Genomic DNA, 23002 nt, shown 5'->3' with positions numbered 1-23002 from the left:
CCCCACCCGGCTCGTCCGACCCACGGCGCCAGTCCGCCCTACCGCACCCGTCCGCCCCTGACCCGTCCACCTCACCAGACCCGCCGGCCTCGCCGGGCGCGTCTGCCCCGTCCGCCCTGCCGACCCTGCCGAGCGCACCGGGCGCACCGAGCCCGTCAACGACGCCGACGACGCCCACGGCCCCGCCTGCCTCAGCGACCCCGCCGTCGGCCTCCCCACCCCCTGGCCCCGACCCGGCCGACCCCGAGACCGAGGCCAAGGCCGAGGCCGAGCCCGGTGACGAGGGCAAGCCCGACTATGAGGCCGAGGCCGACGGTGAGGTGCTTCCCGTCCCGGCGATCGGCCGGACGTGGCCGGTTGGCACGCGTCCGCCGGTGGTACGCGGCTGGGAGTCCCCGGCGACGCCGTACGCCCGCGGCCATCGAGGCGTCGACCTGGCGGCCCCGCCGGGCGCGCCGGTACGGGCGGTGGCGGCCGGACGCGTGTCCTTCGCCGGCCGGGTCGCGGGCAGGGGCGTCGTCTCGGTGGAGCTGACGGCCACGGGCCTGCCGCCGCTGCGCACGACGTACGAGCCGGTGCTGGCGTCGGTGCGGGAGGGTGACCGGGTGGGCCCGGGCCAGGCCGTCGGGACGGTGGAGCCGACGGGCTCGCACTGCGCGCGGACCTGCGTGCACTGGGGGCTGCGGCGCGGCGAGACCTATCTGGACCCGCTCTCGCTGCTGCCGCCGTGGCTGCGACGGACGGCCGCCGCCAGACTCCTGCCGGTACTGGGCGTCCCCCTGCCGTGACCCGGCCGGGACTCCCCGCCCTCGCCACCCCCGCCGCGCCGCGGTCGGCGCCGCCCTTCGGGCCCCGGAGCAACAGGACGGCAGTGGGACAGAAGGACAGGACGGCAGTGGGACAGGAGGACAGGAGGGCAGCAGGGCAGCAGGGCAGCAGGGCAGCAGGGCAGCAGGGCAGCAGGGCAGTGTCAGCCGCGGACTCCGCGCAGGGCCATGCCGACCGCGGCCTCCGTGATCGCGGACGGCTCCTCCGCGGCGCCCAGCTCGATCCGGCGTACTGCCGCGTCGACGACGCCCTGCAGCAGCATCGCCGCCAGCCGGGGCTCCGCATGGCCCAGCTCGGCCAGCGCATCGCCGATCATCGCCACGAGGGCGCCGTGCGCCGCCCGGATCTTCTCCCGGGCCCCGGCGTCCAGCTCGCTGGCCGAGATCGCCACGACGGCCCGGTGCCGCCGGTCCCCGACCAGCGCGAGCTGCCGCCGCACATATGCCTCGACCTTGGCCTCCGCGCCGTCGGCCGCGGTCATCGCCGCCTCGACCTCCGCCGTCCACACGGGGAAGTCGACCTCGCACAGCTCCTCGACCACGGCGGCCCGCGACCGGAAGTACTCGTACACGGACGAGCGGGCGAGACCCGTCCGCTCGGCCAGGGCCGGGAACGTCAGCGCTTCCGTCCCGCCCTCGGACAACAGGGAACGTGCCGCGTCCAGCAGGGCGGCACGCTGCATCGACCGGTGCTCGGCCACGGAGGCCGCTCGAATCCTTGGCACGTCGTCCACTGTACGGACGCGCCACGCACGGCGGGAGTGACTGCGCCCGCAGCGCCGGCGACGGGCAGGTCAGCGCCCGAAGCTCGCCAGTTTCGCCCGCAGCTGGAGCACCGACTTGGTGTGGATCTGACTGACCCTGCTCTCGGTCACCCCCAGCACGTTCCCGATCTCGGCGAGCGTCAGCCCCTCGTAGTAGTACAGGGTGACGACCGTCTTCTCCCGGTCGGGCAGCGTGTTGATCGCCCGGGCGAGGAACCGTCTGAGCTCCCGGTCCTCGGCCACCTCCACCGGGTTGTCGGCGGCCGTGTCCTCGAGCGTGTCCATCAGGCTCAGCCGGTCGCCGCCCTCGCCGCCGACGTGCAGCAGCTCCTCCAGCGCCACCACGTTCGCCAGCGACAACTGACTGAATACTGCGTGCAGTTCCTCGACGGCGATGCCCAGCTCGGCCGCGACCTCGCACTCCGAGGGAGTCCGCCGCAGCCGTGCCTCCAGCGTGGCGTAGGCCCGCTCCACGTTGCGCGCCTTCTGCCGGACCGACCTCGGGATCCAGTCCAGCGCCCGCAGCTCGTCGATCATCGCGCCCCGGATCCGGGTGATCGCGTACGTCTCGAACTTGATCTCCCGGTCGACGTCGAACTTCTCGATCGCGTCGATCAGCCCGAAGACCCCGGAGGACACGAAGTCGGCCTGCTCCACATTGGGCGGCAGGCCGACGCTCACCCTTCCCGCCACGTACTTCACCAGCGGCGAGTAGTGCAGGATCAACTGCTCCCGCAGCCGCTCGTCGCCCGTCGCCTTGTACGAGCGCCACAGCTCGTCGAGCGTCGAGGGAGCGGGCGGCCGCACGCTGCCACCGTCACGGGCGGCTGGGGGGATCGCCGCCCGGTCGGACCCGGAGGTGTGCTGAGGCATTCGTCGCCTTGTGCCGTTCTGCCGTGAAGTGCGTCGGGGTGGGTGAAGGTGGTATCGAGTGGTGCAGTGGTGCCGTTCTGTGACGGAATCCTCGTGAGCGTAGCGTGACTGCGGTGTCGCGGTGTGCGAAGAGCGTGGCCGGACCGGTACGCAGATACGTTCCGCTGGGCGTCCTTCCGGGGCTGGTCGATCGGGGTCGTGATCACGTGGCCGCGTCAACTGCCGGATTCCGCAAGGCTTTCGGCGTTCCCCCGGACGGCCGAACCCCCCGGGTCAACACGGAGGCCGATCCCCTCGAACGGAGACCATCGCCTGGCGTGTCAACTTCCAGCCGTCGCCGTGTCGTTCGACGTAGCCGAGCGCTCTGAGCTCGTACAGCCTCGCGATCGCGTCGTCCGCCGTCGTCCGGGCTTCGCGGGCGATCTCGTCCACCGCCGCGGTCCGGCGCGCCGGGAGCGCGGCCAGCACGCGCCGGGCGTCCGGCTCGAGGAGGTCGCGCGGCAGCGCCGGCCCGCGCCGGTCGGGCGCCAGCTCACCCATGTCACCGACCAGCTCGACGACTTCCGCGGCATCGGTGACCAGCACGGCCTCCTCCCGAAGCAGTTCGTGCACCCCTGCGGAGAGGCCGCTGGTGGCCGGGCCGGGCACTCCTATCGTGTGTCGCCCCAGCCGTTGCGCCGCCCGGGCGGTGACCAGCGAGCCGCTGCGGTACGCGGCCTCCACGACGACCGTGCCCCGGGTGAGCGCGGCGATCACCCGGTTGCGCAGGATGAAGCGGCTCGGCGTCGGGTGGTCGCCGGGCGGCAACTCCCCGATCACCAGCCCCTGTTCGGCGATCCTGCTGATCAGCTGCGTATGACCCCGCGGATACGGCCGGTCGACCCCGCAGGCCAGGACGGCGACCGTGGCGCCGCCCGCTGCGAGGGCGCCCCGGTGGGCGGCGCCGTCGACCCCGTAGGCGCCGCCGGACACGACCACCCACCCCCGTTCGGCGAGGCCACAGGCGAGAGAGGCGGCCATGTGGGCGCCGTACTCGGTGCAGGCGCGGGCGCCGACGACGGCCACCGAGCGCAGCGCCCACATCCGCAGGCTGGGCCGCCCGCGCACCCAGAGGCCCAGCGGCCGGGCGTCCCCGAGCTCCTCCAGCGTGCCGGGCCACTCGGCGTCGCCCGGGCACACGAACCGCACCCCGGCCTCCTCCGCGACGGCCAGGTCCCCCTCCGGGTCGGCCCGCTCGGCCCGTGCCCGCAGCCCGGCCCACCGTCGCGCGGTCACTCCGGGCAGCGGCTCCTCGTCCGCGCACAGCCGCCGCACCACCTCCCGCGCGCCCCGCTCGCGGACCCACTGACCCCCGACCTCGTCGCCGGGCTCGACGACCCGGCCGAGGAAGACCCGGGCGAGCCGGTCGTCGGTGTCGGCGCCGCCGTTCACGTGAGGGCCCCGAGAGCCATCGGCACTCCGCGGGGCACCCCCGTGCGCAGCTGTAGGGCCAGGGCCACGTCCGTCGCGTCCGGCCGATCGTGGCCGACCAGGTCGGCGACGGTCCAGGCGACCCGCAGCACCCGGTCGAGCCCGCGGGCGGTCAGCGTCCCGCGCTCCAGGCTCCGCTCCGCCTCGTCCATCGCGCCGACCGCCGCATGCCAGCGATGGCGCAGCTCACGCCCCGGCACTTCGGAGTTGGTCCGCCACGGGGTGCCCGCCAGCCGGGCCGCCGCGCGCTCCCGGGCGGCCCGCACCCGGCCGGCGACGGTGGTCGTGGACTCGCCTCCGGGCCCGCGGTACGCGAGCTCGGCCCGGCTGACCGGTTCGACCTCCACCCGCAGGTCGACGCGGTCGAGCAGCGGCCCGGAGAGCCGCGCCTGGTAGCGGCGCACGGCGGCGGGCGAACAGTCGCACAGGGCGTCGCGCAGCGAGAACCGCCCGCACGGGCACGGGTTGGCCGCGAGCACCATGAGGAAACGGGCCGGGAACCGCACGACGCCGGCGCTGCGCGCGATCACCACGTGCCCCGCCTCGAGCGGCTGCCGCAGGGCGTCGAGGACCCGGCTGCCGAACTCGGGGGTCTCGTCGAGGAAGAGCACGCCCCGGTGGGCCAGTGAGACCGCACCGGGGCGGGCGACGCCGGGGCCGCCGCCGACCAGCGACTGCATCGTGGCCGAGTGGTGCGGGGCGCAGTACGGGGGCACGTCGATCAGGGGCTTGCCGGGCGGCAGCAGACCGGCCACCGAGTGCACCGCCGTGACCTCCAGCGACTCCTGCCTGCACAGCCGGGGCAGTACCGCCGGCAGACGCTCCGCGAGCATCGTCTTGCCGGCGCCGGGCGGGCCCTCCAGGAAGAGATGGTGTCCGCCCGCCGCGGCCACCTCCACCGCGGTCCGCGCCGAACGCTGGCCGACCACGTCCGCCAGGTCGTGCTCCTGGTCCGAGTGGGCGGCGGCCATGCCGGTGGCCTCGCCCGTGCCGGGCATCCGCAGGCCGGCCAGGAGCGGATCCGGGCGGCCCGACTCGTCCGGATCCTCTTCGGGCACGGGCTCGTCCGCGAGGACGGCGATCAGCTGCCGCAGGCTGCGCACGCCGAGCACGGAGACGCCGGGCACCAACGCGGCCTCGGCGGCGGCGCTCTCGGGCACGACGACCTGCTCGTATCCGGCGGTCGCGGCGGCCAGCACCGCGGGGAGGATGCCCCGCACCGGGCGCACGCGTCCGTCCAGACCCAGCTCGCCGATCATCACGATGTCGGCGAGCACCCGCGGGTCGATCCGTTCGGCCGCGCCGAGCACCGCGCTGGCGACTGCGAGATCGAAGCCCGAGCCTCCCTTGGGCACGGAGGCGGGACTGAGGCCCACCGTGAGCTTCTTCTGCGGCCACTCGGCGCCCGAGTTCACCACCGCCGCCCGCACCCGGTCCCGGCTCTCGCTCAGGCTCTTGTCCGGCAGCCCCACCAGGGTGAACGCCGCCACTCCGGGTTCGAGGTCGGCCTGGACCTCGACGACGACTCCCTCGACACCCACCAGAGCCACCGCACACGTACGCGCGAAGCCCATCTCAGGCCACCCCGCGCACGTGCTGCACGACGGCGGCTCCGCGGCGCGGCAGGACCACGCCGACCAGGTCGATCCGGACGCCGCCCGGCGGGGCTCCGCCGTGCGCCTGGATCCATCGCTCGGCGAGCCCTCGCAGGCGCTCCGCCTTCTGCGGCGTCACCGCCGCCATAGGGTCCTGGAAGCCGCCGTTCCTGCGGGTCTTCACCTCGCATACCACCAGGACGTCGCCGTCCCTCGCGACGATGTCGATCTCACCGGTCCTGCCGCAGCGCCAGTTGCGCTGCAGGACCGTCATCCCGGTCTCGGCCAGCCGCCGGGCGGCGAGCTCCTCGCCGTACCTGCCGAGTGCACCACGTGCCAGTTGTGCGTTCATGTCGGCACCACCTCCGGCACCCACACTCACGCATCCGCCCCCACCGAGTGGATCTTGGTGGACATGCCGGCCTTTGTGGAGAACTCCGTCACCCGTGCGAGGGAATGCAGCCCAGCCGGCCCGACCGGGGAACCCGGCGGGTCGACTCGCGGTCAGCTCGCGGTCGGCGAGGCTCAGCTGCCCGGAAGCTCGAGGTCGCTCTTGTTCAGCTCCTCGATGTTCACGTCCTTGAACGTGAGGACCCGCACCTGCTTCACGAAGCGAGCCGGCCGGTACATGTCCCACACCCAGGCGTCGGCCATCGACACCTCGAAGAACACCTCACCCTGGACCGAGTGCACCTGCATCTCGTAATCGTTGGTCAGATAGAAACGACGCTCGGTCTCGATCACGTATTTGAACAGACCGACGACATCGCGGTACTCCCGGTAGAGCTTCAGCTCCATCTCGGTCTCGTACTTCTCGAGGTCCTCGGCGCTCATGGCATGTTCCCCTTCAGCCGTGCGATCCCCCCATTGTGCGCCAGTCCCGAGCGCCCTAGACGATTTCCGCGTCAAGGGTCACCGGTCCGGCCGGAGGACCGTCGTCGAGCAGCCTGCGCAGCAGCTCGGCGAGTCTGGTCGGATACACCGTCTCATGTGCCTGGGCCAGTTCCTGACACGTCCACCATCGAGCTCCGGCGACACTGCGCCGTTCCAGCTCGGTCAGGGCCGTCGCCCGGGTCGCCGTGACCGTCGTCCGGGCGAGGTAGTACCACTCGTCCTGGTCCCAGCGGCGGCCCGCGAAGGGGAAGGAGCACATCCGCCGCCACAGCACCGGACCGAGGTCGACCTCGGTGATGCCGGTCTCCTCGACGAGTTCCCGCAGAGCGGCCTCTTCACGGGTCTCGTCGCCCTCGACGCCGCCGCCGGGCGAAGCAGGCGGGTTCGTTGATTTCTGGCCGGTGAGTCGCAGGAACCGACGCGTGAGTGGTTCACCGACAGCTATGAGTACGGCGGGTTTTCGGCCGTTGCTGCGATGTGTCTGAATCGACCGGCGATCGGGACGTCAGATCGCGGACGGCCGCCAGTGCCGTGTTGGGGAGCTTCTGGCCTCGCGTCAGGGGCCGATCCGGCGGGCTTGTAATCGCAGGCGTGATGTCCCGGAATCGGACCAGGTCGCTGACACAGCAGCCGTGACTCAGAGATATCTTGCCCCTCCTGTCAAGATCCTTAACAGCCGCTCCACCCCGAAACGCCAGTGGGGCTCCCCGCCCACAAGAACGGGGAGCCCCACCTGTCTGCGCCGGTCAACCGGCCATGGCCGCCATGACCAGCGCAATAGCCGCACCGCACAGCAGCACCGCAAGCGGCCATGCCAGTCGGCCGCGCCCGGTACGCCTGCGCCATAGCACCAGCCACAGCGCACACGCCGCTACGAACACGACCGTGACACCGCTCAGCTCGCCCTCCCTCCACGCCACCCGCACGGCGTCCGGGTCAGCGCCCCATACAAGGAGCGCAACGAGGACGCCCACGGTCAGCGCACACACCGCTTCCAGCAGCCTGCTCATGCGGCCCTTCTTCTCCGGAATGTCCCTCAGGTCACTGCGCGGGCGGAACGGACGGCTCGACCTCGATGGTCTCCGTCTTGCGGCCTTCTGCGTCCGTGCTCGTGGACCGCTTCTCCCCGGCCCGGGGGCCAGCCAGGGGCGCCTGGGGCGCTCCGGGCTCCGCTAACTTGACGCGCGTCTCGACCATGAGGGGGTTGCCGTTTTCGTCCTTGACGACCTTGCCGTCCGGCCCCATCAGCGGCATCTCTTCGGGCATCTTGGACTCGTCCACCGTGCCGTCAGGGTTGACCCACTCCGGGGTCGGCGGAGCCGGCGGCACCGCGGCCTTCTCGCTCTGCCCGCTGTCGGCGGAGCGGGGCGACTCGTCGGCGGAGGCGTTCACTGCCAGGGTGCCCAGCAGCAGCACGCCGGCCGCCGCTGTCACAGCGAGGGATACACGGGTCTTCTTCATGTGCGGTGTCTCCAGCTTCTTGCAGGTTAGTTCTCGATGATGTGCTGTCCGGACCAGATGGGGACGTTGCCCCCGTACCAGGTGCCGCCGTAGTAGACGTTGCTCCCGGCCTTGGTCGCGTAGTAGCCCCAACCGCAGGGCGACACGACCCCGAAGTCGTAGTTGAGTTCCATCCTGGAGGTCTCGGTGGTGTTGGCGTAGCCGCTCCAGGTGCCATCGGGGTTCTGGGTGCCCATGAGCTGCCGGCACACGCCCCACTGGGTGCCGTCCCAGTAGAAGTACTGAAAAGCGGCCTTAAGGTTGCCCGGGGGCCGGTTCCAGACCAGGATGCACGCCTGGGAGAAGGGAATGCCGGAGGAGGCCAGCCCGTAGGCCCTGGCGTAGCCGCCTCCGCTGCCGTGGGAGACCTCCGAGTAGGTGTACTCGCACTTGGAGGAGTCGCTGTTGGACCAGACCTCGTCGGACTGGTACACGTAGTGCGCCTGGGCGGCGGTGGCGGTGGTGAACACCAGCATCAGGGATGCGCCGAAGGCGAGCAGGGCGCCGAGCGGCCGGGTTAATCGGCGTCTTGCCCGCGGCGCGGGGTGTCGGGTGGATTTCACATGGATCCTTTTCTCTAGTTCGTGCACGGCTAGTGCGGGCCGCTAGTGCAGGCCCGCACACGCGTCTGACCCTATGTCATGCCCACGCCCGACTGGGATATTTGTTTGATTTCGGGGGTGTGGGCGGGGGAGACCGACCGTGCTATCCAGCCGGGCGTTGTGGTGGTCCCGCAGGGCGGTTTGATCTGGCCCCACTGGGGCTCAGTGAGGAACAGGGCCGGCGCGGTGGGGGTGGGCAGCGTGGATGTACTTCATGGCGGTGGTGATGGAGATTCCGAAGACACGGACGAGATGGACGGGATCTTCGGTCTCGCGGGCCTCATCAAGGATTCTGTCGGCGCGAACTGCGCGCAGAGTCAGACCGGCGGGATCGAAGCGCCTGTAGACGTAGTCCGCGGAGACAGGATCGGTCGCGTTGGCGGTCTGTTGAGTGACCAGAAGGTGCGCGTTGACGGTGCGTGGCCAGCGCTGATGGCGGTAGCGGAGCCAAGCGTGCAGTAGGTCAGCTGTGGTGTTGTCGAGGTGGACGACGTGACGGCCGTGGGGGCGGCGGATCAGAAGTTGCCGGCGGGTGAGCAGCACGTCGGAGAGGACGAGGTTGCGCAGGTCGGTGCCGCTGGTTGCGTGGAGGGCGACCAAGGCGAGAACCAGACGGGTAGCCGGGTTGGAGCTGGTCTCCAAGAGCCCGGCCAGCCGGTCAGGGGCCAGAGTTGTGGGCAACAGTTCCTGACGGGTTATGCGAACGCCGCGGGTGGGGTCGGCGAAGACGAGCTTGGTGTGTTTCAGGGCTCGAAAGAGCGACCGGATCGCCACAGCGCGCTCGTGGGCGCGTGGGCCTTTGACCGCGGTGACAGCGGCTGTGACGTCAGCCTCCGTCACCTGGCGCAAGGTGGTGTAGCGGGTGGTCCAGTCAGCGAGTGGCGCGGCCAGGTAGATGAGGTAGCGGCGCATAGTGGCGTAGTCGGTGACGCGGTGGTGGGGCCTGCTGGTGCCACGCAAGACCCCGACCCACGTGCCGAGTTCGTCGCTGATTCGTGGAGGGAAGGCGGCGATGGTGCGCTGGACGAAAGCCTCGTGGCGGTTGCGCCGCGGCGGCGAGGTGACGAGCTGTTCGCGTTGGTCCAGGAAGGCGAGAAGCCCGCGAATGCGCCCCGTGCCACCGAACACGCGGTGCATTGCCCGGAGCTCATCCTCGCGGAAGACGGTGTCGGCGCCCAACCAGGTGGCGGCCACTCGTAGGACCCGAGCCATCGGCTCGTGGACTTTCTGGTGCCAGTGGTTCTCGGAGGTGTATTGGGCGAAGTCCGCCAGCAGGGCCTTCACCGGCGGTAGCGGGGCCGGCAGCAGGGCTCCGGCCAGCGGGCGCCAGTCCCGCTCGATCTCGAAGATCGTCGCCTGACCTACAAGTACGGCTGGCGGACTGAGCTCTGGGCGATTCGCGCGGAGCTCGCGACGGGCCGCGCTGCCGTTCGCCAAGGACGGTCCGGCGAATCGTAGTTGTCGCCAGGTAGAGGCGTCGGTGTCAGGACCCAGTCGAAGGCGCTGTCGAGTGCAGTCGCGGCATCGACCGTTCCGAAGAGGAAGCGGCCCGGCGCCACACCGACCACAGCATCCTCGCTGGTCAGCGTAGACACGACGCCAGCCTCTACAGGCGTCGCACACTTGGTTTCGGCCCCACGAAAGGCAGTGATCACAACTTCGTGGTTGAGATTGGGGGCGGGCCCGTTGGGCGTGCGGCAGCAGGACGACCTCGCGGTCCAGGTCAGGGGCGAGCCAGCCAGCCTTGTTCAGGACCCGGGTGACTCCGACGGGCCGGTGAGGCAGGGCGTCAAGGATCGCGGCGTCGACCACGTCCTGGCCGGCCGCGTCGCGCGCCGCCAGCGCAAGGGCCAACATGTTCATGGCACTGACGCGCCAGGCACGCCCGAGGCAGTGCTCGGACTGCACCTGACCGACCAGCGGTTTGAGTTGGATCAGATCGTCTTGGAATCGGCTGCGAATCGCGACGGCATGGCGCTCCAGCAGCCGGTACGGCGCAGGGAACAGGGCCACCTGTCCCCGCACTGCCGGCGGACAGATCCGCTCGTCGTCCACGACGAGGGCGGGGCGCTGAGCGCGTGCCCAGCCAGGTGCGTGGTAGCGGCCGTCAGTCTGCAGGCGGTAGATACCGGTGGGCAGGGCAGGTCGACGGACGGAAGCGGGCAGACAGAACGCGAGCTGGGTCCATGCCGGCTGCTCTGCGGCCTGTGCGGGGTCGAAGTACCAGGCCGCGTCGTACTCGGTGACAGCCACGACACACGCCCGGCAGAAACCTTCATCATTGATGCGCCACAGCCGCTTGCACCGTCTGCACTCGCCCTCCGGGCGGTTCCGTTTGGAGCGCCACTGGTGGCAGGGGGAGCAGAACGGTGACTGGACCCGCAGCCCCCAGCCGAGGCAGCCGGCGCACTGCCCCAGCGAGGGCAGACGTTTGGGGCGCTTTCGTCTTGGGGCCACCTCAGTTCGGTGGGAGCGACCGGGGCCGCCCCGCCCCGGTGGACCGGCGCGGAACCGGCCTGGGCGACTCGCCCGCAGCCGTCGCGAGCCCCTCGTCCTGGGCCAGCGGCGTCTTCCCGGCTACAGGTTCGGCGACGAGCAGGTCCGCGACCGTGCACTGAAGAGCAGCACAGATCAGGTCCAGGTCGTCCAACCGCACCGTTACCGGTGTGCCCGACCAGAGCGCGGAGACCTTCGACATCGACGGAGTGAAGCCGACTTCTTTGAACACGGGCATCAGGTCACTGGGCCGCCAGATGCCTCGGCTGGCCGCCGCCCACCGCAGGTTCCACTTCACGACAGACCCCCCGTGTCCACGCGTAGTCGCTGTGCGGCCCGAGCCGACGAACGTCGGCTGGCCATCTCTGGATCGCCCTGAGCGGACAAAATGTACCGAACCGTGGTCGTCGTCCAGTCATGGCCGAGCAACTTCTGCACCTCCCACAGGGACATCCCCGCCTCGTAACGGTGTGTGGCACAAGCATGCCGAAGCAGATGAGGAAAGATCCGCTCGACCGGACCTGCCAGGTGGGCCTCCGAGGCTCTCGCCAGGGCTTTCCGTAGCGTCGACGTTGTCACCGCCGGGCCGACAGGGTTCGGCATGCCGCCAAGATCCCGCGCCAAGCGCTCCGAGGGCCAGACCGGCGACTCAGGGTGCTCCGGGTCGTCTGAGAACAACCCGCGGACTTCCTCCACGTACCACCACAGCAACTCACGTCCCTCGGCGAACAGAAACGCCTCTCGCTGTCGCGGCCCCGACCCTCGGGCGCCCTTGCCCTGAACGAGAAACCTCCCGAAGTCGCCGGACTCCCAGTGCAGGTCCTTCATGCGCATCTGACACAGCTCCGAAGCCCGCACCCCGGAGATGTAGATCAACTTCGCCATCACATAGTCCCTACACGCCACCGCCTCCTTGCGGGCGTGCGCCAGCTCCCGCCGCCAACCGGCGAAGAACTCGTTGACCGCCCGGGCCGACGGTGGCACCCGAAGGCCGAAGTCACCGCGGTGTGCGTGTCGGTTGAATGGATCGATCGGCGACTCGACCGCTGCCCCGAAACGCTGGAAGATCTCGTGCGCGTAGCGTTGCTCCAGGAATGCGAAGAAGTGGTCGATCCGGTTCAGCTTCGATCGCACGGTCGGTGCCTGGCGTTTGCCGACTCCGGCGAAGTACCCGTCGACGTGCCGGGGCGTCAGCCGCCATGGCACGACACCGTAGTGGTCGCACACCTCGATCACTGGCTTCGTCAGCCCGTCCAGGGTGGAGGACGCCAGGCCCGCCACATCTCGCGCCCACTGGTACTCGACCAGAGCGTCCATGAAGAACAACTGCTCGTCTTCCTCGTTCGCCCCGCCTGCGTACCGGCGCTGCAGCAACAGCACGTCGCTCAGCCCCGGCTCGCCTCCCAGCAACCCCGCCTCTGCGGGCGATGGTTCGCTGGGAGGCGGTACGAGGGAGAGCACGCGAGTCCCGGGATCTGCCATGGACGTTGAAATTACAGCAGAGAGTCCTGAAATTCAGGAGAACGGCCCAACATCCTGAGAGGCTGATGCAGGAGCCCATCGAGCCTCCTGCCAGCTGAAATGGAACGACGCGTCGATCAGCCCCTCAGGGAACCCGCCCGTACTCCAGTTGTGAACCACCAGTGGTCGGCGGGGTCGTCCGGCTCATGGCCGTGCAGCAGCAGAATGCGGTCCTGCGGGTCGAGCAGAACGACCCGCGCCACCTTGCGCAGCCCGCCCTCGTACGCGTCGGCGCCCCCTCCGGTCGGCCCGCCCGCCGGCTCCGCGGGCGCCGAATCAGCGGACACCGGGCCGGCGGGCACAGGGCCAGCGGGCACAGGGCTCGCGGGCAGCGGCTCAGCGGGCACCGGCGGGCTCCGGCCGGGTGCGGCGGCGACCCGTCCGCTTGGCGATCGGGCCGTAGGCGCCGCCACCGAGCACCAGTACGGCGCCGGCGACGATCAGCCAGCCGATCGTGCCCAGCGGCCCCGGCTCGGAGAGGGCGCCGAGGGCCACAAAGCCCGTGGGCCGCTTCAGCATGCCGTTCATGGGCCAGACGACGGCGTCGACGCGGGCCTTGACGGCGCTGCGCGCCACCGTGCCCTGCGCCGCGTCGGTGAGGTGGGCGGTGGAGTCCAGGGAGCCCTGCCGCTCGTCGCCGAGGAGGAAGAGCCTGCCGTCGGGGACCTTCACGGTCGGGAAGTTCTTGATCTCGGCCAGCGTGCCGGGCGGCAGATACGGTTCCTCGATCTGCTTGCCGTTGACGGTCAGCTTGCCGTCGGTGCAGCAGGAGACCGTGTCGCCGCCGACCGCGACCACGCGCTTGACCACGGGCGCGTTGCTCGCCCAGGTCTTGTCGGTGAAGACGACCACGTCCCCGCGGCGCACCTCGCCGCCGTCGATGCGCTCGGCGAGCACACGGTCGCCGGCGGCGATCGTCGGGCTCATGGAACTCGTGGGCACGGTGTAGGGCCGGTAGAGCAGGGCTCCCCAGGCGAACCCGCCGAGGAACAGCACGAGGCCCAGCGCGACGGCCAGTCCGGACAGTCGCTGTCCGGTCCGGCTGCCCACCGGGCCGCTGCTGGTGCCACCGCCGCTGCGCGGGGCCGTTCGTGTAGTGCTCTCGCCACCCATGGACCCGCACCCTACCCGGCGGTACCGAACCTGGTCAGCCCCTCTTTCCCGGCCTCGCCCGGTTCGCGCCGGTCTCCGCAGGCGGAGGCCGCACCCTTGGGAAAGGGTTTGCCGAACGAGGGCCGGGCGGGCCAGGTCGCGGGGCCGGGGGTCAGCGGGCCCCGCTCAGCGGGGGTCGGAGTCCTTGGTCCGCCGACGCCGCCGCAGGACCACCGGTACGACTCCGGCGAGGGCGAGGCCCTGCGGCGCGACGGTGAGGGCCGCGGACGCCGCGGACTGCTCGTTCAGACCGGTCTGCTCGAAGGTGTCCGGCACCGGCAGCGTGCCCCAGTGGGTGAGCGGCCAGGCCTTGACGATGGCACGGCCGACGACCTGGTCGACGGGCACCATGCCGTGGTTCTTGTCCGACTGGTTGTACCGCGAGTCGCGCGAGTTCTGGCGGTGGTCGCCCATGACCCAGACGGAGCCCTTGGGGACCTTCACCGAGAACTGGCCGCCCTGGTCGTCCTGGCTGCACGGGGTGTTGCCGGGGTACACGTACGGCTCGTTCAGCGCCTTGCCGTTGACCGTGAGCGGGCCGGTGCCCTTGCAGGCGACGGTGTCGCCGCCGACGCCGATGACACGCTTGATCAGGTCCTTCTCCTCAGCCGACGGCATCAGGCCGATCCAGCTGAGGAGAGTCTGGAAGGCGTTCGGCTCGACGGTGTTCTCACCCGCGAGCCAGTTGTCCGGGTCGTGGAAGACGATGACCTCGCCGCGCTCCGGCTCGGAGCCGAACCAGGGGGTCAGTTTGTCGACGAGAACCCGGTCGCCGATCCTGAGGGTGTTCTCCATCGAGGCCGACGGGATGGAGAAGGCCTGCACCAGGAACGTCTTGATCAGCAGCGCGAGAACCAGCGCGATGCCGATCAGGATCGGCAGCTCCTTCCAGAAGGAGCGGGGCTTCTTCGCCTTCGGCGCCGCACCGTCCGAACCGTCGCCGCCGGTGCGGGGCGGTTCGTCCGCCGGCGGACCGTCGCCGCCCCTCTCGAGGTCACTCCCGGGGGTCACGGCGCCGTCCGTGACCGGGTCGGCAGCTCCCACGGGGTGCCCGCGGTGCTCCTCGCCGTCGTGCCCGGACCGTGCGCCAACCGCCACATCCCCCACGCCAACTCCTCACTCTGTGCCGCTGCCTGCCCCACGTACGACGCAGGCCCACCACTCCCATAACGAGCGGGAGTTCCGCAGGGGTCGGGAGTCTTCCGATCGATCCGTTCGGACCGTCGGGAACAACCCTATGCGACGGGTGGGCGGCGGCGGTCGCCGCGACGGCCGAGCCGGTCACCGAGGAGAAAGTTTGCGGTTCCTTGAGACGGATCCAGTGCCCGAGCGGCCAGGCGATCACCATGGCCCTGCCGACCACCTCGTCCTCCGAGACGGTGCCGCCGTAGTCGGTGTTGCGATGCGCCCTGGAATCGGCGGAGTTGGCCCGGTGGTCGCCCATCACCCACAGCCGCCCCTGGGGGACGGTGATGTCGAACGGGTCGTCCGAGGGGGTGTTGCCGGGATAGAGATAGCTTCCCTCCTCCAGGGGGACGCCGTTGACGGTGACCCGCCCCTGCGTGTCACAGCACTTGACGTGGTCGCCGCCCACCCCGACGACCCGCTTGATGAGGTCCTTCTCGTTGTCGGACGGCAGCAGGCCGATGAAGGTGAGCCCTTCCTTGACCTGCTTGACGACGACCGGATCCTCCTTCTTCCCGGTGGTCTGCTCGTCGTCGAGCCAGCCGCCGGGGTCCTTGAAGACGACGACGTCCCCGCGCTCGGGCTTGGAGCCGAACCACGGGGTGAACTTGTCGACCAGGACGCGGTCGCCGATCTGGATCGTCTGCTCCATGGAGCCGGACGGGATCACGAAGGCCTGCACCAGGAAGGTCTTCAGGACCAGGGCTATCAGGACGGCGACGCCGACCAGGAGCGGTATCTCCCGCACGGCCGAGCGCCTGCGCTTGCGCTTGACCTTGCGCTGCAGCTTGCGCCGCTCCGCGCGGGAGCGGCCGGGGCCGGGGCCGGCGGTGCGCCGGACGCCGGTGGGCAGGAGGTTGTCCGCGGCGCTGTCCGAGACGCCGCGCGGCTTGCCGCGGTTACCCACGGGCGCCCTCCGAGCCGGGCACGCGCGCGTAGACGCTCGGACGCGACAGACGGGTGAGGTGGGCGAAGGGCCAGACGATCCAGTCGGCACGGCCGATCACGTCGTCGACGGGGATCATGCCGCCGCCGGGTGAGCCCAGGTGGTCCCGGGAGTCGCTGGAGCGGCTGCGGTGGTCGCCCAGGACGAACAGGGCGTCGTCGGGCACGACCACGTCGAAGGCGGCCGTGGACGGGCTGTCGCCGGGATACAGGAATGTCGACTCGTCGACCGACCGGCCGTTCACCCGGATCCTCCCCTCCTTGTCGCAGCAGACCACGTGATCTCCCCCTACACCCACGACGCGCTTGATGTAGTCGGAGTTCCCGAAGTACCCCGTGCCGTCGAACACGATGACGTCGCCCCGCCGCGGCTCGGCACCGAAACGGTACGCCACCTTATTTACGAGAACACGGTCACCGATCCTCAACGTGTTTTCCATGGATCCGCTGGGAATCTGGAACGGTTGCACCACGAAAGCGTTGAGGACCAGCAAAAACAGCAGGCAGACCAGCACGGTCAGGCTGTAGCGGCCGCCGGGCACCCACGACACGATCCGCCCCGCCCACGCAAAACGCGACCGCCCCTCCGGTCCCTCCGGGTCCGCGGTCTCCTGGGAGACGTGCGCGGCAACGGAAGGGCGGGGGGAGCGATCGCGCTCCGGCGTCGGCTGAGCTTCGGTGTCCATCGGGGCCAGATGTTATCCGGCCCCTCCATGAACTCCGGGAGGCGCTCAGTTGTCGCGCTTCTCCTTGATCTTCGCGGCCTTGCCGCGCAGCTCACGGAGGTAGTACAGCTTGGCGCGACGCACGTCACCGCGGGTGACGAGCTCGATCTTCTCGACGATCGGGGTGTGCACCGGGAAGGTGCGCTCGACGCCGACGGAGAAGGAGACCTTGCGGACCGTGAAGGTCTCACGGACGCCGGCGCCCTGGCGGCGGATGACCACGCCCTTGAACTGCTGCACACGGGAGCGGTTGCCCTCGATGACGCGCACGTGGACGTTGACGGTGTCGCCCGGGCGGAAGGCCGGAACGTCGCTGCGCAGCGACGCGGCGTCGACGGAGTCGAGCAGGTGAGACATTTCGTCTGCTTTCTTCGCTGATGCCACAGGTCATCAACGGAACTAGATGTTCGAGGATTGAGTGCCGTGTGCCCGTCGAGGCGGGCGTCGTGTCCCCCTGCGGCAGGGGCGCACACCGGACGGCGCACAACAGCGACCTATTCTTCCACGCCGTCGGTCCTGCGCCAAAATCGGCCGTACGGCGCACCCTCCGGGTCGGGCGTCCAGCCGAGGATGGAGAGCATCTCGCGGTCCTTCTTGTCGAAGGCCGCGGGCGCGCAGCGTTCGATCAGGTCGGGCCGGTGGGCCGTCGTGCGTCGCAGGGCCTCGTCACGGCGCCAGCGGGCGATCTTCTGGTGGTGGCCGCTGAGCAGCACCTCGGGGATCTCCCGGCCGCGCCAGGCGGGCGGCTTGGTGTAGACGGGGCCTTCGAGGAGGTTGGCCATGGCGCCGGGGGCGAAGGAGTCGTCGCGGTGTGACTCGGCGTTGCCGAGCACGCCGGGCAGCAGTCGCGCCACGGCCTCGGTGACGACGAGGACGGCCGCCTCCCCGCCGGCCAGCACGTAGTCGCCGATGGAGACCTCGTAGACGGGGATCCGAGTGGCGTACTCGTCGATGACCCGCCGGTCGATGCCCTCGTAGCGGGCCGGCGTGAAGATCAGCCAGGGCCGCTCGGAGAGCTCGACCGCCAGTTCCTGGGTGAAGGGCCGGCCGCTGGGGGTCGGGACGACGATCGCGGGGGCGTGCGAGCCCCTCTCGTAGCCGTCGGCGAGGACGGCGTCGAGGGCGTCGCCCCAGGGGTCGGTCTTCATGACCATGCCGGGTCCGCCGCCGTAGGGGGTGTCGTCGACCGTGTTGTGCCGGTCGTACGTCCACTCCCGCAGGTCGTGCACCCGCACGTCGAGCTGCCCGCGCGCGCGGGCTTTGCCGACGAGGGAGACGTTCAGCGGCTCCAGGTACTCCGGGAAGATCGTGACGACGTCGAGGCGCATCAGGACTCTTCCCCGGCCGGGTCCCGGGTGCCGGCGACCTCGGCTCGGTCGTCGATGAGACCGGGCGGCGGGTCGATGACCGCCCTCTGCTCCTCGAGGTCGATCTCGGCGACGATCGACTCGACGAACGGGATCATCACCTCGCTGCCGTCGGGCCGCTCGACGATGAAGAGGTCCTGGGAGGGCAGATGCGAGATCTCGGTGATCCGGCCGACCTCGGCGCCGTCCACGGTGACCACGTCCAGGTCCATGAGCTGGTGGTCGTAGTACTCGCCCTCCTCCTCGGGCAGCTCCTCGGGATCGACCTCGGCGATCAGGAGGGTGTTGCGCAGGGCCTCGGCGGCGTTGCGGTCGCGCACGCCCTCGAAGCGCAGGAGGAGGCGGCCGCTGTGGACGCGGCCGGTCTCGATGGTCAGCGGTCCGGTCGGGGCCGGGTCCGTGAACAGGACGGCGCCGGGTGCGAGCCGCAGCTCCGGCTCGTCGGTGCGTACCTCGACGGTGACCTCGCCCTTGATGCCGTGGGCGCGGCCGATCCGCGCGACTACGAGCTGCACTTCTGAAGATCTCCTGTCGTGCCTGTCGGTGCCTGTCGTCACACGTGCCGTGACGAGTGCCGTAACGACTACGGGCCGGGGACGGCCCAGTGGCCTTCCCCGGCCCGAGCCGGTGGTGCGAGAAAACGCGTCAGCGGACGTGATCCACGTCGACGAGGTCGACGCGGACGCCCCGGCCGCCGATGGCGCCCACGACGGTGCGCAGAGCGCGTGCGGTGCGGCCGTTGCGACCGATCACCTTGCCGAGGTCGTCCGGGTGGACACGGACCTCGAGCACTCGCCCGCGGCGCAGGTTGCGCGAGGCGACCTGCACATCGTCGGGGTTGTCGACGATGCCCTTCACGAGGTGCTCAAGCGCCTCTTCGAGCATGCTGCTCAGGCCTCGGTCGACTCAGAGGACTCGGCGGCAGCCTCATCCTTCTTCTCGGCCTTCTTCTTCTGGGTGATGGCCTCACCCTTGCCCGAGTCGTCGCCGCCGAGGGCCTCGAACGACGGGCGAGCCTTCTTCGGCTCGGCGACGAGCAGCGGCGCCGGGGCGGGCTCGCCCTTGAACTTCTGCCAGTCGCCGGTCTTCTTCAGGATGGCGAGGACGGGCTCGGTCGGCTGCGCGCCGACACCCAGCCAGTAGGCGACGCGGTCGGCGTCCACCTCCATGACGGACGGGTGGTACGTCGGCTGGTACTTGCCGATCTCCTCGATCGCACGGCCGTCACGACGGGTGCGGGAGTCGGCGACGACGATGCGGTAGTGAGGCGAACGGATCTTGCCCAGACGCTTCAGCTTGATCTTGACTGCCACGGAAGTGGTGTCTCCTGGTCTTGACGTGGTTGGGCACGGCGAGATGGCCGCGTGGGGTTGCGGTACCCGAGTGCCCGATGGACGCGTCAGCCGGAGGAGAGAGGGGTCCTGTGCGACTGTCGAGTACAGCTGACCATTGTGCCATACCCGGTGGGTCGCCTCGGCCGAGGGGGCGGCGGCTCCCGGGCACGCCTGAGGGGCGCCCGGGCGCACGTGACGGCGCGCCGGGTGCGCGGTCCGGCGCCGCGGGGTGCCGGCCGCGTCCAGCGGTGCCCCTGAAGTCCCCCGGGCTTCTGGGCGCCGGGGAGGCGCGACTGTCCGCGGCGGACGGGCACCCCGCCCTCGCGTCGTGGACCGGCAGCCACGAGATGCCGGTACCGGACCGCTCCAGGCCCGACGGGTCCCGGCTAGGCCGCGCCGACGATCTCCGGGATGCGGAACGGCTTGCCGCAGCCCCCGCACACGATCGGCGCCTGGGCCAGAACCGACGGCACGACCCGGACGTTGCGTCCGCAGTCGCAGACGGCCTTGACGCGGACGCCTCCGCCGGAGGAGCCGTGCCGGGCGGCCGGGCCCCGGAAGGTGCGGGCGGTGTCGGCGGAGGTGGCCGCGGTGTGGGCCTTGAGGGCCCGCTGCAGCCGCTCGATCGTCGGACGGTAGCGGCGCTTGGCCTCGGGGTTGAGCGTGACCAGGGAGAAGCCGCTGCTGGGGTGCGGTTCCTCCGGGTGGTCCAGCCCCATCTCCTCGGCGATCGCGAGGAATCTGCGGTTGTGGTAGCGGCCGGCGCGGGAGGTGTCGCGGACGCCGCGGGCGGCGGCGATGCCATGGACTGCCTCGTGAAGCAGTCGCTCGAAGGAGAGCTCGTGACCGCAGGCGGACGACGACTCCCCGATCAGGGACTCTGGCGCGGCGAGATCCGGCAGCTCGGGGTGGTACCGCTGAATGTCGGCCCACGCCTCTGCCAGCTCTGCGGCGAGAACTGGTGGTGTCTGTGTCGTGCTCACGTAATGACAACGAGCGGGGGTGCCCCAGTGTTCCTATTCCGGGGCATCTCAAATAATTTGCACGTACCCGTCAGTCGGTACTCATGCGTCCGGACGAGGGCGGGTGCGCTGATCTGCGGAGAAGCCTCACAGCTCGTCACAAGCTGGTGCGTAGTCCCCGGTACGACCCGGCGCGTAGGCCCTGTCCGCGCGCCGGGGTGCGGGGGTCCCCCGGGGGCGCAAGAGGCGTTTCGGTCGCTCCAGCACGCAAAGTGCGCTGCTTCAATAAGCGCGCGCGACGACCGCGACGTTACCGGGGGCGTCCCCGTCGTCCGGCACCGACCCGTCCTCGGCGACGAGACACCGTACGCTCAGCGCCTGCTCGGCCAGCCTGGCCTCGCCTTCTTCGCCGAGTGCCGCCCACGGGACGCGCGCCCAGCCGCCGGCGCCGGCCGCCTCGACGGCTTCCTCGACCGTCGGCACGTCCACGGTCCGGGACTCGCGGCGCTCGCGCGACTGCCGGAGCAGCAGCGCCTGGTCCTCCTCGAGGACGGCGGGCAGCAGATCCGCGAGCGCGTCGACCGCCACCGGCTCCTTGCCTCCCGGGATGCGGCGGACCAGCATCGCCGTGCCGCCGGCCAGGTCACGGAGCCCGATCTCGACGCGCACGGGCACGCCCTTGAGCTCCCAGTCGACCGCGCGCCTGCCGAACGGCACGTCGGTGCGGTCGTCGACCCGGACGCGCAGGCCCGCCGCCGTCAGCCGGGCGCCGATCTCGCGGACCTTGGCCAGAACCGCCTCGTCGTCCTTGACCGCCAGGACGACGACCTGGATCTGCGCCAGCCGCGGCGGCACCCGCAGCCCGTCGTCGTCGCCGTGGGTCATCACCAACGCGCCGATCATGCGGGTGGTCGAACCCCAGGAGGTCTGCCAGACGAGTTCCCGGGTGCCGTCCTTGGACAGGTACCGGGTGTCGAAGGCCTTGGCGAAGTTCTGGCCCAGCTCATGGCTGGTGACCATCTGCAGCGCCTTGCCGTCGCCCATCATGCTCTCGAGGGTGAGCGTGTTGACGGCGCCCGCGAACCGCTCCCGGACCGTCTTGCGGCCGGCGACGAAGTCGATCGCGAGGACGTTCTCCAGGAAGTCGCCGTAGACCTCGCGGTGGATGAGCGCGGCGAAGTCCCGGGCCTCCTCGTAGGTGGCGTGCGCGGTGTGGCCCTCCTGCCAGAGGAACTCGGACGTCCGCAGGAACAGGCGCGGCCGCAGCTCCCAACGGACCACGTTGGCCCACTGGTTGATCAGCAGGGGGAGGTCGCGGTAGCTCTGCACCCACCCACTTGGCGAAGTACTCGTTGACGATGGTCTCGGAGGTGGGCCGCACGACCGCCGGCTCCTCGAGCTCCTTGCCGCCGCCGTGCGTGACCACCGCCAACTCGGGTGCGAAGCCCTCGACATGGTCCGCCTCACGCGTGAGGTAGGACTGCGGGATCAGCAGCGGGAAGTACGCGTTCTCGGCGCCCGTCCGCTTGATCCGGACGTCCATCTCCGCCTGCATCCGCTCCCACAGCCCGTACCCGTACGGTCGGATCACCATCGTGCCGCGCACCGGACCGTTGTCGGCCAGTTCCGCCTTGCCGATCAGGTCCTGGTACCAGCGGGGGAAGTCCTGGGCCCGCGGGGTGAGGACGGGTGCCTTTGCCATGACGAGAGGGTACGGGCCCACATTGCCGGAACGTGAATTCTCGCCACCGGCACATGCCGTCCTCAAGCGAGGCTCCGCAACCCCTGGACGCGACCGCGCACGGGGAGTTACCTGGCATACGGGGGCGGTGCCGGAGCACTGCACGGGGGCCCACCTGATCGGGTACAGCGGCAGACTCTCGGCGGATTGGGGCGCTTATCCATGACACCTGTGCTCGTGCGACAGCACCTGCCTCACACGGGGCCGGCGCCCCGCGCGGATCTGGGTGCACGCGCGCGTGACTGGTCCGAGATCCAGGAACGGATGCTGGTTCCGCTCTACGAGGCCGTCCACGAGCGGCTGGACGTGGGGCCGGACACCCGGCTCCTCTCCCTCGGCTGCGGCTCCGGGCTCGCCCTGGTGATGGCGGCCTCCAGAGGCGCGGCCCTCACCGGCGTCGAGCCTTCCTCCCCGGCACGGCTGGCACTCGCGCGCGAGCGGCTGCTCGTGCGGGAGAGCTGGGGGGCACACGCGCGTGCGGACATCCGGCTCACCGACCGGCTGCCCACGGACCGGCTGCCCACGGACCGGCCGGAGGCGCGGACGCCCGCGTACACCCTGGTGACGGCCTTCGAGCCGATCGGCCGCGTGGCGGGCGACACGGAGGAACTGGCCGGGCTGCTGGCGGCCGCCACGCCGCTCGCCCGGCGCGGCACCCCCGTGGTGCTCGTCGGCTGGGGTCCGCCCGAGCGCTGCGCCACCACGGCGGTGCTCAGGATCGCGGCCAGGGCGGCGGACCAGGACCGCGGCACGGTCCGGCTGCGCCCCGCGCTCCGCGACGACCTCGAGGACGTCGCCCGGCGGGCCGGGCTGCGGCCGGACGGATCGGGCCGGGTGGCCTGTCCGTTCGGGTACGCCGACGTGGACAGCGCTCTCCAGGGGCTGCTCTCCACGGGCCTGTTCGACGCGGCGGTCGCGGCGACGGACCAGGCGCAGGTCGAGAAGGAGACGGCGGAGGCGCTCCACCCGTACCGGCGACCGGACGGCACGGTCTGGATGCCGAACGTCTTCCGCTACCTGATCGCCCGGACCCCGTGAGCGCATGACCT

25 protein-coding genes and 2 pseudogenes are annotated in these 23002 nt (G+C 70.8%); 2 read left to right on the top strand and 25 right to left on the bottom strand.

Features of this window, described 5'->3' with window-relative positions; genetic code table 11:
- The first annotated feature begins 125 nt into the window (after window positions 1-125).
- On the top strand, window positions 126-788 hold the full coding sequence (locus tag QA802_RS29785; protein ID WP_443042301.1) for a murein hydrolase activator EnvC family protein: 663 nt from the start codon (window positions 126-128) through the stop codon (window positions 786-788).
- Between the two features lie 182 nt (window positions 789-970).
- Here the strand turns inward: QA802_RS29785 and QA802_RS29780 are convergent, their stop codons facing one another.
- From QA802_RS29780 to proS, 25 genes and pseudogenes are all read right to left on the bottom strand, one after another.
- A complete protein-coding gene (locus QA802_RS29780; protein ID WP_334534978.1) occupies window positions 971-1528 on the bottom strand; it encodes a TetR/AcrR family transcriptional regulator in 558 nt (185 codons plus the stop codon).
- Window positions 1529-1621: 93 nt separating this feature from the next.
- Window positions 1622-2464, bottom strand: a complete 843-nt coding sequence (gene whiG, locus QA802_RS29775; RefSeq protein ID WP_306949076.1) for an RNA polymerase sigma factor WhiG — start codon at window positions 2462-2464, stop codon at window positions 1622-1624.
- 273 nt (window positions 2465-2737) lie between these two features.
- On the bottom strand, window positions 2738-3895 hold the full coding sequence (gene dprA, locus QA802_RS29770; protein WP_334528868.1) for a DNA-processing protein DprA: 1158 nt from the start codon (window positions 3893-3895) through the stop codon (window positions 2738-2740).
- Window positions 3892-5508 (bottom strand): YifB family Mg chelatase-like AAA ATPase, encoded by a 1617-nt coding sequence (locus QA802_RS29765; RefSeq protein WP_334528865.1) that lies wholly within the window; start codon window positions 5506-5508, stop codon window positions 3892-3894. Before QA802_RS29765 ends, dprA begins: the two co-directional genes overlap by 4 nt.
- A 1-nt stretch (window position 5509) precedes the next feature.
- Window positions 5510-5911: a YraN family protein gene (locus QA802_RS29760; RefSeq protein ID WP_334528863.1), complete on the bottom strand. Its 402-nt coding sequence runs from the start codon at window positions 5909-5911 to the stop codon at window positions 5510-5512.
- A gap of 143 nt (window positions 5912-6054) precedes the next feature.
- Window positions 6055-6363: a DUF2469 domain-containing protein gene (locus tag QA802_RS29755; RefSeq protein WP_005311352.1), complete on the bottom strand. Its 309-nt coding sequence runs from the start codon at window positions 6361-6363 to the stop codon at window positions 6055-6057.
- 55 nt (window positions 6364-6418) lie between these two features.
- Window positions 6419-6910, bottom strand: a complete 492-nt coding sequence (locus QA802_RS29750) for an NUDIX domain-containing protein (protein ID WP_443042300.1) — start codon at window positions 6908-6910, stop codon at window positions 6419-6421.
- Window positions 6911-7169: 259 nt separating this feature from the next.
- Window positions 7170-7433, bottom strand: coding sequence for a hypothetical protein (locus QA802_RS29745; protein WP_331733230.1), 264 nt, complete (start codon window positions 7431-7433; stop codon window positions 7170-7172).
- A 31-nt stretch (window positions 7434-7464) separates the two neighbouring features.
- The gene (locus QA802_RS29740; RefSeq protein ID WP_331733233.1) at window positions 7465-7884 is read right to left on the bottom strand and encodes a hypothetical protein; all 420 of its coding nucleotides are present in this window, start codon (window positions 7882-7884) and stop codon (window positions 7465-7467) included.
- 26 nt (window positions 7885-7910) lie between these two features.
- A complete protein-coding gene (locus QA802_RS29735; protein WP_319666234.1) occupies window positions 7911-8399 on the bottom strand; it encodes a hypothetical protein in 489 nt (162 codons plus the stop codon).
- 288 nt (window positions 8400-8687) lie between these two features.
- The gene (locus QA802_RS29730) at window positions 8688-10778 is read right to left on the bottom strand and encodes a site-specific integrase (protein WP_334518199.1); all 2091 of its coding nucleotides are present in this window, start codon (window positions 10776-10778) and stop codon (window positions 8688-8690) included.
- A 205-nt stretch (window positions 10779-10983) separates the two neighbouring features.
- Window positions 10984-11319 (bottom strand): helix-turn-helix domain-containing protein, encoded by a 336-nt coding sequence (locus tag QA802_RS29725; protein WP_334518197.1) that lies wholly within the window; start codon window positions 11317-11319, stop codon window positions 10984-10986.
- A complete protein-coding gene (locus tag QA802_RS29720) occupies window positions 11316-12503 on the bottom strand; it encodes a tyrosine-type recombinase/integrase (RefSeq protein WP_334518195.1) in 1188 nt (395 codons plus the stop codon). Before QA802_RS29720 ends, QA802_RS29725 begins: the two co-directional genes overlap by 4 nt.
- Before the next feature lie 143 nt (window positions 12504-12646).
- Window positions 12647-12844 (bottom strand): annotated as a pseudogene (locus tag QA802_RS29715) (DNA mismatch repair protein MutT); the annotation flags it as partial.
- 34 nt (window positions 12845-12878) lie between these two features.
- Window positions 12879-13655 (bottom strand): signal peptidase I, encoded by a 777-nt coding sequence (lepB, locus tag QA802_RS29710; RefSeq protein ID WP_334528860.1) that lies wholly within the window; start codon window positions 13653-13655, stop codon window positions 12879-12881.
- A gap of 165 nt (window positions 13656-13820) precedes the next feature.
- Window positions 13821-14801, bottom strand: a complete 981-nt coding sequence (lepB, locus tag QA802_RS29705; RefSeq protein WP_334528857.1) for a signal peptidase I — start codon at window positions 14799-14801, stop codon at window positions 13821-13823.
- The gene (gene lepB / locus QA802_RS29700; RefSeq protein WP_334528854.1) at window positions 14689-15786 is read right to left on the bottom strand and encodes a signal peptidase I; all 1098 of its coding nucleotides are present in this window, start codon (window positions 15784-15786) and stop codon (window positions 14689-14691) included. Before lepB (QA802_RS29700) ends, lepB (QA802_RS29705) begins: the two co-directional genes overlap by 113 nt.
- On the bottom strand, window positions 15779-16510 hold the full coding sequence (gene lepB / locus QA802_RS29695) for a signal peptidase I (RefSeq protein WP_334528851.1): 732 nt from the start codon (window positions 16508-16510) through the stop codon (window positions 15779-15781). Before lepB (QA802_RS29695) ends, lepB (QA802_RS29700) begins: the two co-directional genes overlap by 8 nt.
- Before the next feature lie 45 nt (window positions 16511-16555).
- Complete coding sequence (gene rplS, locus QA802_RS29690) at window positions 16556-16906, bottom strand: 50S ribosomal protein L19 (RefSeq protein WP_020128707.1); 351 nt, start codon at window positions 16904-16906, stop codon at window positions 16556-16558.
- Window positions 16907-17043: 137 nt separating this feature from the next.
- Window positions 17044-17877 carry a tRNA (guanosine(37)-N1)-methyltransferase TrmD gene (gene trmD, locus QA802_RS29685; RefSeq protein ID WP_334528848.1) on the bottom strand — a complete coding sequence of 278 codons (834 nt, stop codon included), beginning with the start codon at window positions 17875-17877 and terminating at the stop codon, window positions 17044-17046.
- Window positions 17877-18431: a ribosome maturation factor RimM gene (rimM, locus tag QA802_RS29680; RefSeq protein ID WP_334528846.1), complete on the bottom strand. Its 555-nt coding sequence runs from the start codon at window positions 18429-18431 to the stop codon at window positions 17877-17879. The genes trmD and rimM overlap by 1 nt, the downstream gene beginning before the upstream one ends.
- A 130-nt stretch (window positions 18432-18561) precedes the next feature.
- Window positions 18562-18801: an RNA-binding protein gene (locus QA802_RS29675; protein WP_003973401.1), complete on the bottom strand. Its 240-nt coding sequence runs from the start codon at window positions 18799-18801 to the stop codon at window positions 18562-18564.
- 5 nt (window positions 18802-18806) lie between these two features.
- A complete protein-coding gene (gene rpsP, locus QA802_RS29670; protein ID WP_057580520.1) occupies window positions 18807-19229 on the bottom strand; it encodes a 30S ribosomal protein S16 in 423 nt (140 codons plus the stop codon).
- Between the two features lie 407 nt (window positions 19230-19636).
- Entirely contained in the window at window positions 19637-20233 is a 597-nt protein-coding gene (locus QA802_RS29665; protein WP_057580519.1) for a hypothetical protein, read from the bottom strand.
- 261 nt (window positions 20234-20494) lie between these two features.
- Window positions 20495-21914, bottom strand: a pseudogene (proS, locus tag QA802_RS29660) (proline--tRNA ligase).
- Window positions 21915-22115: 201 nt separating this feature from the next.
- Between proS and QA802_RS29655 the strand changes: the two are divergent.
- The gene (locus QA802_RS29655; RefSeq protein ID WP_334528843.1) at window positions 22116-22991 is read left to right on the top strand and encodes an SAM-dependent methyltransferase; all 876 of its coding nucleotides are present in this window, start codon (window positions 22116-22118) and stop codon (window positions 22989-22991) included.
- Window positions 22992-23002: the final 11 nt, after the last annotated feature.

Source organism: Streptomyces sp. B21-105 (assembly GCF_036898465.1).
Lineage (GTDB): Bacteria > Actinomycetota > Actinomycetes > Streptomycetales > Streptomycetaceae > Streptomyces.
Note: the sequence above shows the minus strand (reverse complement) of the source record. Positions and strands in the feature narration are given on the sequence as shown.